Here is a 14,812-nt window from a genome sequence, read left to right as displayed (position 1 = left end):
GCGCGCCCCACGCGAACCCTCAGGACGGTACCCGTTGTCTCACTCTCCTTCTGCCCCCGTCTCCGCCCCGGCCCGGACCCCCACCCAGAGCGAACTGCTCGACTTCGTGCGCCGTACGGCAGCCGACACGGAGCTGATCGCCTCGCTGCCGCTCGACCCCGAGGGCCGTACCTGGGTACGCATCGAGGGCCCCGGCGGCAGCGAGGCCTGGCTGATCGGCTGGCCGCCCGGCACCGGCACCGGCTGGCACGACCACGCCGAGTCGATGGGCGCCTTCGTCACCGCGGCGGGCGAGCTCAGGGAGAACTCGCTCGCGGCCCGGCTGCCCTCCGACGGCTGGAAGACCCTGGAACTCACCGACGGGGTGGACCGGGAGCGGCGGCTACCGGCCGGCAGGGGCCGCTCCTTCGGACAGCACCATGTGCACGAGGTGCTCAACGGGTCCAGCGGGCAGCACGCGATCTCGGTCCACGCCTACTACCCGCCGCTGCCGCAGATCCGCCGCTACAGCCGTACGGGCCAGGTGCTGCGCCTGGAGCAGGTCGAGCGCCCGGAGGACTGGCAGTGACGGCCGTGCCCGAAGGCCCCCTAGGCATCGACGAGTTGCTGGAACGGGTCCGCGAGGGCCTCGACCGAGTGGAGGCGGCGGAGGCGTACGAGGCCGTCCGGGCCGGCGAGGTACTCCTCGTGGACATCCGGTACGCGGCCCTGCGCGACCGTGACGGGCTGATCCCCGGCGCCCTCGTCGTCGAGCGCAATGAACTGGAGTGGCGTCTCGACCCCCAGGGCAGCCACCGCGCCCCCGAGGCCACGGGCCACGATCTGCGCGTGGTGGTCGTGTGCAACGAGGGCTACGCCTCCAGCCTGGCCGCCGCATCCCTGCGCCGACTGGGCCTGCACCGCGCCACGGACCTGGTGGGCGGCTTCCAGGCCTGGAAGGCGGCGGGCCTGCCCGTGACGGCATAGCCCCGTCCCGGGCGGGCCGCGACGCCCGGACCCGCACCGCACCTCGCGGCGAGCAGCCGACTGGGCGGGTGCGCTGTGGCCGAGCCGAGCGGTGTGGCCGGGCCCTGAACGCGATCGGCGCCCCCGCGCGTCCACCGTGTCCAGGGCCCGCGTCCGTGGTGACCGGCACACGGGTCGTCATGTCCGGCCGCCGTCCGCCCTCGGCGTACGCCCTCACCGTCGGGCGCGCTCAGGCCGCGTGGGCCATGGCCGTCCCGTCGGTTCCGTGCCGCGGTCGAGGTAACCCGACCTGGTTCAGAACTCCGCGTCCCCCAAGGCCTCCGTGTCTTCCCCCTCGTCCTCCAGCGCCTGCCGGACCACTCTCAGGGCCATTCCCTCGGAGTAACCCTTGCGGGCGAGCATGCCCGCGAGGCGGCGCAGGCGCTTGTCGCGCTCGAGTCCTCGTGTCGCACGCAGCTTCCGGGCGACGAGTTCGCGTGCGGTGGCCTCCTCCTGCTCGGCGTCGAGCTGCCCCACCGCTTCGTCGATCAGCGCCGAGTCGACGCCCTTGGTCCGCAGCTCCTGCGCGAGCGCCCGGCGGGCCAGGCCCCGGCCGTGGTGCCGGGACTCCACCCATGCGTCGGCGAAGGCGCTGTCGTCGATCAGACCGACCTCCTCGAACCGCGACAGCACCTCGTCCGCCACGTCCTCGGAGATCTCCCGCTTGCGCAGGGCGTCCGCGAGCTGTTTCCGCGTGCGCGGGGTCCCGGTGAGCAGGCGCAGACAGATCGCCCGTGCCTGCTCAGCCGGGTCCCCTGGGGGTTCCTTCTTCTCGGCCCTCGACGAGAAGGAGGAACCTCCGTCCTGTGGGCCGTCGGCCGGCTCCCCGACATCGCGCCGCCCCCCTCGCCCGCGGTCCCCATGCGCACGACCGTCGCCGCGTGGAACGCCCTCGGCGTACGCCCCCGCGTCACCGCTCCTGTCGTCGTACGCCCCGTCATCGGCCCCGACCGACCCCCCGCCACCCCGGCTCCCCCGCCCCCGCCCCCGCGGGGCAACGGGCTGGGCGTACTCGGCCCAGTCGGTTCGTCGTGTCATGGGCTAGCTCTTGGCCGCCGGGGCCTTGGACTTGGTGGTCTTGGCCGCGGACGCGGGCACCGTCTTGGCGGTCTCCGCGGCCGCGGGCACGGCGCTCGCCGCGTCCACGCCCGGCTCGGCGGTGGGCTCCTCCGGGCGCACGCCCACGCCCAGCTTCTCCTTGATCTTCTTCTCGATCTCGTTGGCCAGGTCGGGGTTGTCCTTCAGGAAGTTGCGCGCGTTCTCCTTGCCCTGGCCGAGCTGGTCGCCCTCGTACGTGTACCAGGCGCCGGCCTTGCGGACGAAGCCGTGCTCGACGCCCATGTCGATCAGGCCACCCTCGCGGCTGATGCCCTGGCCGTAGAGGATGTCGAACTCGGCCTGCTTGAAGGGCGGCGCGACCTTGTTCTTGACGACCTTGCAGCGCGTGCGGTTGCCGACCGCCTCCGTGCCGTCCTTCAGGGTCTCGATGCGTCGGATGTCGATGCGCACCGAGGCGTAGAACTTCAGCGCCCGGCCACCCGTCGTGGTCTCCGGGGAGCCGAACATCACGCCGATCTTCTCGCGCAGCTGGTTGATGAAGATCGCGGTGGTCTTCGACTGGTTGAGCGCGCTGGTGATCTTCCGGAGCGCCTGGCTCATCAGGCGGGCCTGCAGACCCACGTGCGAGTCGCCCATCTCGCCCTCGATCTCCGCGCGGGGGACGAGCGCGGCGACGGAGTCGATGACGATGAGGTCGAGCGCGCCGGAGCGGACGAGCATGTCCACGATCTCCAGCGCCTGTTCGCCGTTGTCCGGCTGGGAGAGGATCAGGTTGTCGATGTCGACGCCCAGCTTGCGCGCGTACTCGGGGTCGAGGGCGTGCTCGGCGTCCACGAAGGCGACCTGGCCGCCGGCCTTCTGCGCGTTCGCCACCGCGTGCAGGGTCAGGGTCGTCTTACCGGAGGACTCCGGTCCGTAGATCTCCACCACACGGCCGCGCGGCAGTCCGCCGACGCCGAGGGCCACGTCGAGCGCGGTCGACCCGGTCGGGATGACCTCGATGGGCTCCTTCGACCGCTCGCCCATGCGCATGACCGCGCCCTTGCCGAATTGCCGTTCAATCTGTGCGAGCGCGGCATCCAGGGCCTTCTCGCGGTCGGTTCCTGCCATGGGTTCCACCCGGTTTGCTTGAGTCGATCGCTTCACGTCAAAGACGCTAACGCCTGCCACTGACAATGCGCCCCGACGCTCGTCCGGCCTGTGGATAACTCGGGTACTTCTCCATCGAAACCGTGGCGAAATCCCCGCCGCGACCCCCGCCGGAGCCTCCATAAGAATGGATGTTCGATTTCCATGTCAAGCGCACCGCACGGCAGTTCCGAGGCTACGTCCGCGCACTGACAGCACCGGCTCCCCCACGCGCCGAGGCCTCCTGCTCCCGGGGACGTACGCGAGGAGCATCCGCCCGTACGACGACCGTCCGGCCCGTCGCGCCCACGCTGGCCTCATGGACCGCCGCGCCACCACCTCACCCGCCACCGCCGCCCCGGGCCCTCCGGCCGACGCCCCCGCCGCCGGCCCCGGCGGCCGGACGGCCGCCCTGTGGCGCGCCGCCCGCCCCGCCGAACGCCTGTGCTGTGCGACCGGTGCCCTACTCGTGCTGTCCGGGCTCGCGCACCTGGTGGTGTTCGCCCTCGACGGGGGCCCGTGGGACGGCCCCGTCTCCTGGCGCAAGCCCGTCACCTTCGGGCTCTCCTTCGGGCTGACGCTGATCACGGTCACCTGGGTGACGTCGTATCTGCGCATCGGTGCGCGAAGGCGCAGCGTCCTGCTCGTCGTGTTCGCCGCCGGCTGTGTGGTGGAGGTCGCCGGGATCACCCTCCAGGCCTGGCGTGGTGTGCCTTCGCACCTCAACACCGAGACGCCCTTCGACACCGCCGTCGCGATGACCCTCGCGGTGGGCGGGGGCGTCCTGGTCGTTGTGCTCTCGGCGTTCGCCGCCGCCGCGTTCCGGCACCGGCTCGGTGGCCCGCCGGAGATGGCGCTCGCGCTGCGCTCCGGATTCGCCGTCCTGATCATCGGGCTGCTCTCGGGGGCCGCGATGATCGCGCGCGGGGTCGTCCTGTCGCGCGCCGGGCATCAACAGGCGGCTTACCACTCCACGGCGCCGCTCAAGCCGCTGCACGGGGTGGGTCTGCACGCCGTGCTGGTGCTGCCCGCGCTGGCCTGGCTGCTGTCCCGCACGTCCTGGGGCGATGTCACGAAGCGGCGAATCCTGTACGCGGCGGTGGGCGGCTACGCGGCCGCGGTGCTCGCCGCGGGCGCATGGGCGGCCCTCACCTGGTGATTCCCGCACGCCGCCGGTGACGTCGCCCATGCCACCGACATCCGGTCACGGCCTGCGGGTCTTCGCGGGCCCTCAGCGCTTGTCGTGCGGAACGTTCACGGCCGTGCACACCGCGCGCCACACGTCCTTGGCCTCCCAGCCGGCCTCCAGCGCCTGGTGCACGGTGCGCCCGCCGAGCTCCGCCATCACGTGATCGCGCGCGAAGGTGTCGGCGTACACCTCACCGAAGTGATCCGCCATCCGCTGCCAGAAGACCGTCAACCGCATGACCCCAGTATCGCGCCCCTGAGGGTGGGCCCTGGCCGGAAGCACTTGCCGAGAACGCTTTCCGTCCTACGGTCTGAGCCATGGCCGAAACCGGAGCATCTCCACTCCCCTCTGCGCCCCCGGCGCACACCCCGCTCTCCCGCGCCGAGCACTTCGTCTGGCTCACCGCGCGCGTGCTGGAGCAGCGCCGCTTCGCGTACCACTTCCTGGGCGGTGCCGCCGACCCCGTGGAGACCGCGCTGGCCGCCTATCGCAACGAGGACGAGGGGTACGGTCACGCCCTCGAGCCCGATCTGCGCGGCCCGGTGAGCCAGCCTCTGCACACCGCGCACGCGCTGCGCGTCCTGGACTCGATCGGGCGCTGCGGCGGACAGCGCGTGGAGCACGTGTGCCGCTATCTGACCTCCGTGTCGACGCCGGACGGCGCCCTTCCGGCGATCCATCCCAGCCAGCGCGGTTATCCGGCGGCTCCCTTCGTTCCGGTCGTCGACGATCCGCCGAGCGACCTCCTCGCCACGGGCCCCGTGGTGGGCCTCCTGCACCGCAACGAGGTGTGGCACGCATGGCTGTTCCGGGCCACCGACTTCTGCTGGCAGGCGGTCGAGTCCCTGGAGAACTCGCATCCTTACGAGGTGGAGGCGGCCGTGGCGTTCCTGGACTCGGCACCCGACCGTGCGCGCGCGGAGGCGGCCGCCGACCGCCTCGGCCGCCTGGTGCGGGAGCGGCGGCTCGCCGTCCTGGACCCGGACCGCCCGGAGGCGTATCCGGTCGCGCCCGGCTATGCGCCGGGCGAACACCACTTCCCGTACGACTTCGCGCGCACTCCCGACTCCCTCGCGCGCGCGTGGTTCACCGACGAGGAGATGGCGCGCGCCCTGGACTTCCTCGCGGCCGAACAGCAGGAGGACGGCGGCTGGCCCGTCCGCTGGCGCCAGTGGGCACCGGGCACCGCCCTGGAGTGCCGCCCCATGGTGACCCTCGAGGCGTTGCGCACCCTCCGGGCGTACGGGCGCCCCATCGGCTGACGGCCCACGGCCCGGGCCTCGGGCACGGCGACCGGACGCCCGGTCCGTCATCGTCCGCACCCCCGCCGTCACCACGACGGCTGCGGCCACGACGAGCGGGAGGGGGGCGCGCCGGAGCCTGCCACGGCCCCGTTCTGCGCCACGGCCCCGAAGGGCTCCGCGCCGCGCCCCGGGCCCCGCCGGTAGCCCGACGACCGCACCCCCCATGGGCATCTGCGCAGGTCAGGGGGTTTGTCAGTGGGTGGGTGCAGGATGGAACGCATGGCAAGTCCAGCACACCGAGCCCTCGACGGCTTCTCCCCCGCGACCCGCGGCTGGTTCACGGGGGCGTTTTCCGCGCCCACCGACGCCCAGGCCGGGGCGTGGCGCGCCATCGCCGAGGGCTCGGACGTGCTGGTGGTCGCCCCGACCGGCTCCGGCAAGACGCTGGCCGCGTTCCTCGCGGCGCTCGACCAACTGGCGTCCAGCCCCCCGCCCGCCGACCCGAAGAAGCGCTGCCGGGTGCTGTACGTGTCCCCGCTGAAGGCGCTCGCGGTCGACGTGGAGCGGAATCTGCGCAGCCCGCTCACGGGCATCCGCCAGGAGTCGGTGCGGCTCGGCCTGCCCGAGCCGGAGGTGAAGGTGGGCATCCGCTCCGGCGACACCCCGGCCGCCGAGCGCCGTGCCCTGGCCACGCGCCCGCCGGACATCCTGATCACCACCCCGGAATCACTGTTCCTGATGCTGACGTCGTCCACGCGAGACGCGCTGACGGGCGTGGACACGGTGATCCTGGACGAGGTGCACGCGGTGGCGGGCACCAAGCGGGGCGCGCATCTCGCGCTCTCCCTGGAGCGTCTCGACGAGCTGCTGCCGAAGCCCGCGCGCCGCATCGGCCTGTCGGCCACCGTGCGCCCGGTGGACGAGGTCGCCCGGTTCCTCTCCCCTCGCCGCAACGTGGAGATCGTCCAGCCGGAGTCCGGCAAGGAGTTCGACCTGTCGGTCGTCGTCCCCGTCGAGGACCTCGGCGAGCTGGGCGGCTCCCCCGTCGCCGACGGGTCCGAGGGCGCAGAGCGCCCCTCCATCTGGCCGCATGTGGAGGAGCGGATCGCCGACCTGGTCCAGGCCCACCGCTCCACGATCGTGTTCGCCAACTCCCGCCGTCTCGCGGAGCGCCTGTGCAACCGGCTCAACGAGATCGCGTACGAGAGGGCCACCGGTGAGACGTTGGAGGAGCACCACGCGCCCGCCCAGCTGATGGGCGGCTCGGGCGCGGCTCAGGGGGCGCCCCCGGTGCTCGCCCGCGCCCACCACGGCTCGGTCTCCAAGGAGCAGCGCGCCCTCGTCGAGGAGGACCTCAAGGCGGGCCGGCTGCCCGCCGTGGTCGCCACCTCCAGCCTCGAACTGGGCATCGACATGGGCGCGGTGGACCTTGTCGTCCAGGTCGAGTCCCCGCCGTCCGTGGCCTCCGGACTGCAGCGCGTGGGCCGCGCGGGGCACCAGGTCGGCGCGGTCTCCACGGGTGTGGTCTTCCCGAAGTACCGCGGCGACCTCGTCCAGTCCGCCGTGGTCACCGAGCGGATGCGCACCGGTTCGATCGAGTCGCTGAGGGTTCCGGCGAACCCGCTGGACGTGCTCGCGCAGCAGCTCGTGGCCATGACGGCGCTCGACACCTGGCAGTTCGACGACCTTCTCGCCACGGTCCGCCGGGCGGCCCCCTTCGCCTCGCTGCCGGAGTCGGCCTTCACGGCGGTGCTGGACATGCTCGCCGGCCGCTATCCCTCCGACGCCTTCGCGGAGCTGCGCCCGCGGGTCGTGTGGGACCGGGTCGCGGGCACGATCACCGGCCGCCCGGGCGCCCAGCGGCTCGCCGTCACCTCCGGGGGCACGATTCCCGACCGCGGGCTCTTCGGAGTCTTCCTCGCTGGGGCCGACCCGAAGAAGGGCGGCGGCCGGGTCGGCGAGCTGGACGAGGAGATGGTGTACGAGTCCCGGATCGGGGACGTGTTCACTCTGGGCACCAGTTCCTGGCGGATCGAGGACATCACGCGCGACCGCGTCCTGGTCTCCCCCGCCCCCGGTGTCCCCGGCCGACTGCCCTTCTGGAAGGGCGACCAGCTGGGCCGCCCGCTGGAACTGGGCCGCGCGGTGGGCGCGTTCCAGCGCGAGGTGGGATCGCTTTCCAAGGAGGACGCGCGGCTGAGGCTGCTGGCGGCGGGGCTCGACGCCTGGGCCGCGGACAACGTGCTGTCGTATCTGGACGAACAGCGCGAGGCCTGCGGTCACGTCCCGGACGACCGCACCATCGTCGTCGAGCGCTTCCGCGACGAGCTGGGCGACTGGCGGGTGGTGGTGCACTCCCCCTTCGGTGCCCAGGTCCACGCCCCGTGGGCGCTCGCTCTTGGTGCCCGTCTGTCCGAGCGGTACGGCATGGACGCCCAGGTCATGCACGCCGACGACGGCATCGTGCTGCGCCTGCCCGACGCCGACCTGATGGGCCTGGACCTGCTGGACCAGGAGCCGATGAGGGCGGGCACCGAATACGACACCGAGCAGGCGCCCGTGGGCGCGGCGGACGTCTCCTTCGACAAGGGCGAGGTCGACCAGGTCGTCACCGACCAGGTCGGAGGCTCGGCGCTGTTCGCGTCCCGGTTCCGCGAGTGCGCGGCGCGGGCACTGCTGCTGCCGCGGCGCAACCCCGGCAGGCGGACCCCGCTGTGGCAGCAGCGCCAGCGAGCGGCCCAACTGCTCCAGGTGGCCAGCGAGTTCGGCTCGTTCCCGATCGTCCTCGAGGCGGTCCGCGAGTGTCTTCAGGACGTCTTCGACGTCCCGGGTCTCGTGGAGCTGATGGGTGACATCGAGTCCCGCAAGGTGCGGCTCGTCGAGGTCACCACACCGGAGCCGTCCCCCTTCGCCCGCTCGCTCCTGTTCGGGTACGTGGCGCAGTTCCTCTACGAGGGGGACTCACCGCTCGCCGAGCGGCGCGCCGCCGCCCTGTCGCTGGACTCGCGGCTGCTTGCCGAGCTGCTGGGCCAGGCGGAGCTGCGGGAACTGCTCGACGCCGAGGTCCTGACCGAGCTGGAGCGCGAGCTGCAGTGGCTCACCGAGGACCGGCGCGTCAAGGACGCCGAGGGAGTCGCGGACGTGCTGCGGCTGCTGGGCCCGCTCACCGACGCCCAGTTGACGGAACGGGGCGCCGAGCCCCACTGGGCCCAGGAGCTGGCCGCCGCCCGCCGGGCGATCAAGGTCCGTATCGCGGGCGTCGACCGCTGGGCGGCGGTCGAGGACGCGGGCCGGCTGCGCGACGCGCTGGGCACGGCGCTGCCGGTGGGCGTCCCGGAGGCCTTCACCGAGCCGGTCAAGGACCCGCTCGGCGACCTCCTCGCACGGTATGCGCGCACGCACGGCCCCTTCACCTCGGCCGCCGCGGCAGCGCGGTTCGGACTCGGGGTCGCGGTCACCGAGGGCGCACTGCAACGGCTGGCGGCCTCGGGCCGGATCGTCCAGGGCGAGTTCCACCCGGCGGGGATCGGCCAGGAGTGGTGCGACGCGGCGGTGCTGCGCAGGCTACGGCGCCGTTCGCTGGCGGCGCTGCGGCACGAGCTGGAGCCGGTGCCCCGGGCCGCGCTGGCGCAGTTCCTGCCACAGTGGCAGCACGTCGGCAGCGGGCACGGGCTGCGGGGCGTGGATGGTCTGGTGCGCGCGATCGAGCAGCTGCAGGGGGCCTCCGTGCCCGCGTCCGCCCTGGAGAAGCTCGTTCTGCCCTCCCGCGTCGCGAACTACACACCCGCGATGCTGGACGAACTCACGGCCGCCGGCGAGGTGGTGTGGGCGGGCGCGGGCGCTCTGCCCGGCAAGGACGGCTGGATCTCCCTCTATCTGGCGGACGCGGCTCCCTTGCTGCTGCCCTCCCCGCACCCCCTCGAGCTCACCCCGCTCCACCAGTCGGTCCTGGACACCCTCTCGGGGGGATACGGCCTGTTCTTCCGTCAGATAGCCGACCAGGTCCGCGCCACGACGCACCCGGACGCCACGGAACCCCAACTGGCCGACGCGATCTGGGATCTGGCCTGGTCGGGACGGCTGACCAACGACACTCTCGCGCCGATGCGGTCGTTGCTCGGCTCGGGCCGCACCGCGGGCTCCACCGCGCACCGGGCAAAGCGGGCGGTCCCGCGCGGACGGTACGGCTCGCTGACGGCCGCGGTCCGCCCCCAGTCCCGTACGGGCCCACCGACCGTCGCGGGCCGCTGGTCGCTGCTCCCCAGCCGCGAGGCCGACCCGACGGTCCGCGCCCACGCCCTGGCCCGGACGCTGCTGGACCGGCACGGTGTGGTGACCCGCGGCGCGGTGGGCGCGGAAGGGGTGGAGGGTGGCTTCTCGGCCGTGTACCGCGTCCTGTCCGCCTTCGAGGAGAGCGGTCAGGCGCGGCGCGGCTACGTGGTCGAGGGGCTGGGCGCGGCGCAGTTCGCGATGGACGGCGCGGTGGACCGGCTGCGCGCGGTGGCGAACGCCCGCGAGCGGGGCGAGCCGCTGCCCGGCGCGGGGACGGGCCCCGGCGCGGGGAACGGCTTCGCCAACGGTTTCACCGGGGCCCACGCTTTCCCGTTCGACTCCACCGGGGCTACCGGCACCGGCCTGGGACCCACCGGGGCTCCGGGCGCCGGGCCCGATCCCATCGGGACTCCCGGCACTGGCCTCGCCCCCCTCGACGACTCGGACACCGCATTCGGTGCCGACCAACGCTGGGCCCTGGGCAGCCCGTCAGGCACCGGCTTCGACGAGGGTCCCGGCGCCGGGCCCGGCACAGGATTCGACGATGCCCTCGCCACGGGCCCGGCCCTCCCGGACCCGCTGTCCGCCCCCGGTTTCGGGGGGCCGCGCTCGGGTTCCGGCTTCACTTCCGGGGACCCCGGCTCCCGTTCCGGGTACGGGCATCCCGGACGAGGCCTCGCGCCCCACCGCACCCGGGCCACCGGCTCGGCACGGACGGTTGTCCTGGCCGCCGCCGACCCGGCGAACGCCTACGGCGCGGCGCTGCCCTGGCCCGAGCCGCCGACGGGTGCCGGGCACAAGCCGGGGCGCAAGGCGGGGTCGCTGGTGGTCCTGGTCGACGGGGAGCTGGCGCTCTACATGGAGCGCGGCGGCAAGACCCTGCTGGCCTGGCCCGCCGATCCCGAGGCCAAGCCGACGGAGGACGCCCGGCTGCGCACGGCCGCCGAGGCGCTCGGGGCCGCCGCACGGGCGGGTTCCCTCGGCACGGTCACGGTGGAGCGCGTCAACGGCGCCGCCGCCCTGTCGTCCCCCTTCGGCATTCTCCTGGAAGGAGCAGGCTTCATCGCGACCCCGCGTGGGCTGCGCATCCGCGCCTGAGCCTCCGGCACGACGACGCAGCACGGCGCGCCATGGCACGGCTCGACGACGATGCGCTTGCGGCACACGCCTTCCGGAAGGTGCGCGGCGCAGTACAGGCTCACGCCCGTGTCGGCCGAGGCGCTCTCTGCCGGGCCGCGCACCAAGCGGCCACCGGTCGGCGCAGCGCCCTGGCACACGCCCCGCACAGCCGTCCGCCGCCGTGGGCGCGACTCCGCTGCGGCAGGCATCGCACCGTGCCTCCGCCCGCCGCGCCACCAACCAGCGGGGCGTCCGCCGCTCACCAGCCCGGTGGCCCGCGCCGTCCCCACGCCCGCCCGGCCCCCTGCCGCCCCGGCGTGCCACCCTTGAACCCATGCCCGAAGGCGACACCGTCTACCAAGCCGCGAAGCGTCTGCACGGGGCGCTCGCGGGCAAGGTGCTGACCCGTTCGGATCTCAGGGTGCCCAGGTACGCCACGGCCGACCTCACCGGCCGTACCGTCCTGGACGTCACCCCGCGCGGCAAGCACCTCCTCACCCGCATCGAGGGAGGGCTCACGCTGCACTCGCATCTGAAGATGGACGGCGCGTGGAAGATCTACGCGGCGGGGCAGCGCTGGAGCGGCGGTCCCGCCCACCAGATCCGGGCGATCCTCGGCACCGTCGACCGCACGGCGGTCGGCTACCGGCTGCCCGTCCTGGAGCTGCTGCGCACTGCCGACGAACAGCGAGCCGTGGGCCACCTGGGTCCCGACCTCCTGGGCCCCGACTGGGACCCCGCCACGGCGCTGGAGAACCTGTTGCGCGACCCCGCCCGCCCCCTCGGCGAGGCGCTCCTGGACCAGCGCAACCTGGCCGGCATCGGCAATGTCTTCAAGAGCGAGCTGTGCTTCCTGCTCCAGGTGACCCCCTGGCTCCCCGTGGGCGACCTCCCCGCCGAGCAGTCCGCCCGGCTCCCCGCGCTCGCCAAGCGGCTGCTCGAGGCGAACCGCGAGCGCCCGGCGCGCAACACCACGGGACGGCGCGAAAGCAACCTCTTCGTGTACGGGCGCGCGCCCCGCCCCTGTCTGCGCTGCGGTACCCCGGTCCGGGTGGCCGACCAGGGCGACGGCTCCCGTGAGCGTCCCACCTACTGGTGCCCGGCCTGTCAGTGGGGCCCGGCCCCCGCGCCGGTTCCGGCCCCGGGGCGGGCGAACCATCGCAGTACCCGTCCCCGTACGACCAATTGACGGACCGTCAGAACTGCTCGTACCGTCGCTGTCATGCCCGTCACGGCGTACGACCTCAGCGGACGCAGCGCATTCGTCACCGGGGCCGCCAGCGGCATCGGCCGCGCCTCGGCCGTGCTGCTGGCAGAGGCCGGCGCGACCGTGCACTGCGCCGACCGTGACGCACAGGGCCTGCACGAGACGGCCGCTCTGATCAAGGTCCGCGGCGGCACGGCACACACCCACCACCTCGACGTGACCGACCGGGCACAACTCGGAGAGGCGGTCGCTTCCTGCGAGCGCCTCGACGCGATGGCGGCCGTCGCCGGGATCATGCACAGCAGCACCGTCCTGGAGACGCGCGACGAGGACCTGGACCGGGTGCTGGCCGTCAACTTCAAGGGGGTGCTCCACGCCTGTCAGGCGGCCGCCCTCCGCATGATCGCGGACGGCACCCACGGCAGCATCGTCACGATGGCCTCGGGCGCCGTCGACACCGGCGGTCCGGGGCTTCTCTGCTACGGCGCGGCGAAGGCGGCCGTGGTGCAGCTGACGAAGACCCTGGCGACGGAGGTGGGACGGCACGGGATCCGGGTCAACGCGGTAGCGCCGGGCTGGACGCGTACGCCCATGACCGACGGCCACATCGACCGCCACATCGACCGCCACGGACCGACGCAGGCACGGACGGAGGCGTTCATGGCCCGGATGTCACCGCTGGGCCGGGTCGGTGAGCCGGAGGACATCGCCCACGCGGTTCTGTACCTGGCCTGCGACGCCTCGTCCTTCACCACCGGCCAGATCCTCCGCCCGAACGGGGGCGTGGCGATGCCGTGGTGACATCGCCCGCGCGGTGATGCGCGGCCGGGTCGGCCGACCGTCTCCGGGGACCCCCTGAATGCCCCCGGAGACGGTCCTGCCGACCCCGCTCGCTCCCCCGCGTCCCCACCCCTCACCCTGGTTGCGCGCCCCTCCCGCGCCCCCTGGCGGTTCGCCACCGCAGCCAGGACCTGGCCCACCGGTCCGACCCGGCCGCCCCCACGGCGCGGGCCTTCGGCACACAGTGCACCGGCAGCAGGCTCAGTCCCCACCCCCCGGTCGCGACCGCCCCTTCCAGCACCCCCGCATCGGGTGCCAGCACGAGTCGGAGCATCCCCCACCACCACAGCGCACCCAGCGCCAGCGTCGCCCCCCAGCGCGCCGCGCGCCACGCCATGGCCGTCACCTCCAACCCGAGGAACCAGACCCTAGACCGGCACGTCACCGCCAGGGAGGGCGCACCAGCGGCACACGGGCGCACCGAACCCAGCGCATGCCCCCGGTATCCGTCGAACACGGCGCACCCAGCGCACGCCCTCACCCAACCAGCCCCCACCCTCAGGGGCGCCCCCACTCTCAGTGGCGCCGCCACCGGCCGGGGCGCACAGACGCCCCTCGGGCCCCGCGCTCACCCGTTCTCCGCCTGGAACATCCAGTGATGCTTCTCGAGGTCGGCGGTGATGCCGATGAAGATGTCCTGGCTCACCGGATCCGGCTGGGCGGTCGCCTCCACGCGCTCCCGCATGCGCACGATCACCGCGCCCAGTGCCGATACGAGCGTGCCCACCGCGTCCGTGTCCTTGACCCAGCCCTGGGGAACGGCACCGATGCCGCTGCCCTGGGCGACGGTCGCGGCGCGCCCGTCCGGCGGCACGCCCAGCGCCGAGGACCGTTCCGCCACGGTGTCGGAGTGCAGCCGTGCGCTGTCCACGACTTCGTCGAGCTGCAGATGGATGGAGCGGAAGCGCGGTCCGATCACGTTCCAGTGCACCTGCTTCGCCACCAGGGAGAGGTCCAGCAGGTCGACCAAGGCGCCCTGCAGCGCCTCGGAGACGATCTTGAGGTCCGCGTCGGACAGCGGGCTCTTCACGACGTACATCGGCATCCTCCGCAAGCGTTCGTACGGCCCCGAGCCCCTGACCCTTCCACGATGACCGCAGCGCACGGACCCGGCAAACGGGGACCGTGACCCGCCAGGCCCCGCTTCCGGCCGCCGGGCCGCCCGGCACACAGCCGCAGGAGCCGCCCCGGCCACAGGCGAGAAACCCCGCCCGGGCCACAGGCGAGAAACCCCGCCCGGGACATGCGAGAGCCCCGGCCGCACCCCTCCGGGAATCATCCCCGGAGAAGCCCCGGCCGGGGCTTCTCGCACACGTCACCGCCTCATCCGCCCAGGGGCGTGAACTCAGGCGGCGACCACGTCCACTGCCTCGGTGGGCGCCTTGATCGTGACCCGTTCCGGCGGAACACCGGCGACAGACACGGAATTGAGCATCGGGCGACGCACCGGTGCGGGCACCGGCTCGGTTGCCGCAGCCGACTGTGCCAGCTCGGCGAGGGCGAGCTCGTCGCTCACTTCCCGCATGAGCTCGGACATCCGTACGTCCAGCGCGTCGCAGATCGCGGAGAGCAGCTCGGAGGACGCCTCCTTCTGCCCCCGCTCCACCTCGGAGAGATAGCCGAGCGAGACTCGGGCGGACGAGGAGACTTCGCGCAGAGTACGGCCCTGGCGCTGGCGCTGCCGACGCAGCACGTCACCCAGCAGGCGACGGAGCAGAATCATCGGTGGCTCCCTCCTCGGACCGCGAG

13 protein-coding genes are annotated in these 14,812 nt (G+C 73.4%); 7 read left to right on the top strand and 6 right to left on the bottom strand.

What is annotated here, in order from left to right; all coding sequences use genetic code 11:
• Positions 1-34 precede the first annotated feature (34 nt).
• Positions 35-568, top strand: coding sequence for a cysteine dioxygenase (locus AAW14_RS31520; RefSeq protein WP_265567844.1), 534 nt, complete (start codon positions 35-37; stop codon positions 566-568).
• Positions 565-966, top strand: a complete 402-nt coding sequence (locus AAW14_RS31515) for a rhodanese-like domain-containing protein (protein WP_265567843.1) — start codon at positions 565-567, stop codon at positions 964-966. Before AAW14_RS31520 ends, AAW14_RS31515 begins: the two co-directional genes overlap by 4 nt.
• Before the next feature lie 294 nt (positions 967-1,260).
• Here AAW14_RS31515 and recX read toward each other — a convergent pair whose 3' ends face one another.
• Entirely contained in the window at positions 1,261-2,043 is a 783-nt protein-coding gene (gene recX, locus AAW14_RS31510) for a recombination regulator RecX (protein ID WP_265567842.1), read from the bottom strand.
• 3 nt (positions 2,044-2,046) lie between these two features.
• Positions 2,047-3,174 (bottom strand): recombinase RecA, encoded by a 1,128-nt coding sequence (gene recA, locus AAW14_RS31505; RefSeq protein ID WP_265567841.1) that lies wholly within the window; start codon positions 3,172-3,174, stop codon positions 2,047-2,049.
• Between the two features lie 337 nt (positions 3,175-3,511).
• On the opposite strand from recA, the gene AAW14_RS31500 reads away from it, so the two are divergent.
• On the top strand, positions 3,512-4,351 hold the full coding sequence (locus AAW14_RS31500) for a hypothetical protein (RefSeq protein ID WP_265567840.1): 840 nt from the start codon (positions 3,512-3,514) through the stop codon (positions 4,349-4,351).
• A gap of 72 nt (positions 4,352-4,423) precedes the next feature.
• On the opposite strand, the gene AAW14_RS31495 is transcribed toward AAW14_RS31500, so the two are convergent.
• Positions 4,424-4,618, bottom strand: coding sequence for a DUF3046 domain-containing protein (locus AAW14_RS31495; RefSeq protein WP_265567839.1), 195 nt, complete (start codon positions 4,616-4,618; stop codon positions 4,424-4,426).
• A gap of 80 nt (positions 4,619-4,698) precedes the next feature.
• On the opposite strand from AAW14_RS31495, the gene AAW14_RS31490 reads away from it, so the two are divergent.
• The 4 genes from AAW14_RS31490 to AAW14_RS31475 all read left to right on the top strand — a co-directional run bounded on the left by AAW14_RS31490 (position 4,699) and on the right by AAW14_RS31475 (position 13,024).
• The gene (locus AAW14_RS31490; RefSeq protein ID WP_265567838.1) at positions 4,699-5,643 is read left to right on the top strand and encodes a hypothetical protein; all 945 of its coding nucleotides are present in this window, start codon (positions 4,699-4,701) and stop codon (positions 5,641-5,643) included.
• A gap of 261 nt (positions 5,644-5,904) precedes the next feature.
• Complete coding sequence (locus tag AAW14_RS31485) at positions 5,905-10,995, top strand: ATP-dependent helicase (protein WP_265567837.1); 5,091 nt, start codon at positions 5,905-5,907, stop codon at positions 10,993-10,995.
• Between the two features lie 355 nt (positions 10,996-11,350).
• Entirely contained in the window at positions 11,351-12,205 is an 855-nt protein-coding gene (locus AAW14_RS31480) for an Fpg/Nei family DNA glycosylase (RefSeq protein WP_265567836.1), read from the top strand.
• A 33-nt stretch (positions 12,206-12,238) separates the two neighbouring features.
• Entirely contained in the window at positions 12,239-13,024 is a 786-nt protein-coding gene (locus tag AAW14_RS31475; protein WP_265567835.1) for an SDR family NAD(P)-dependent oxidoreductase, read from the top strand.
• 112 nt (positions 13,025-13,136) lie between these two features.
• On the opposite strand, the gene AAW14_RS31470 is transcribed toward AAW14_RS31475, so the two are convergent.
• From AAW14_RS31470 to AAW14_RS31460, 3 genes are all read right to left on the bottom strand, one after another.
• Positions 13,137-13,400 carry a hypothetical protein gene (locus AAW14_RS31470; protein WP_265567834.1) on the bottom strand — a complete coding sequence of 88 codons (264 nt, stop codon included), beginning with the start codon at positions 13,398-13,400 and terminating at the stop codon, positions 13,137-13,139.
• A 231-nt stretch (positions 13,401-13,631) separates the two neighbouring features.
• Positions 13,632-14,102 (bottom strand): Dps family protein, encoded by a 471-nt coding sequence (locus AAW14_RS31465; protein WP_265567833.1) that lies wholly within the window; start codon positions 14,100-14,102, stop codon positions 13,632-13,634.
• A 306-nt stretch (positions 14,103-14,408) separates the two neighbouring features.
• Complete coding sequence (locus tag AAW14_RS31460; protein ID WP_055511872.1) at positions 14,409-14,786, bottom strand: helix-turn-helix domain-containing protein; 378 nt, start codon at positions 14,784-14,786, stop codon at positions 14,409-14,411.
• Positions 14,787-14,812: the final 26 nt, after the last annotated feature.

It is taken from the genome of Streptomyces hygroscopicus (assembly GCF_026168105.1).
Classification (GTDB): domain Bacteria; phylum Actinomycetota; class Actinomycetes; order Streptomycetales; family Streptomycetaceae; genus Streptomyces; species Streptomyces hygroscopicus_D.
Note: the sequence above shows the minus strand (reverse complement) of the source record. Positions and strands in the feature narration are given on the sequence as shown.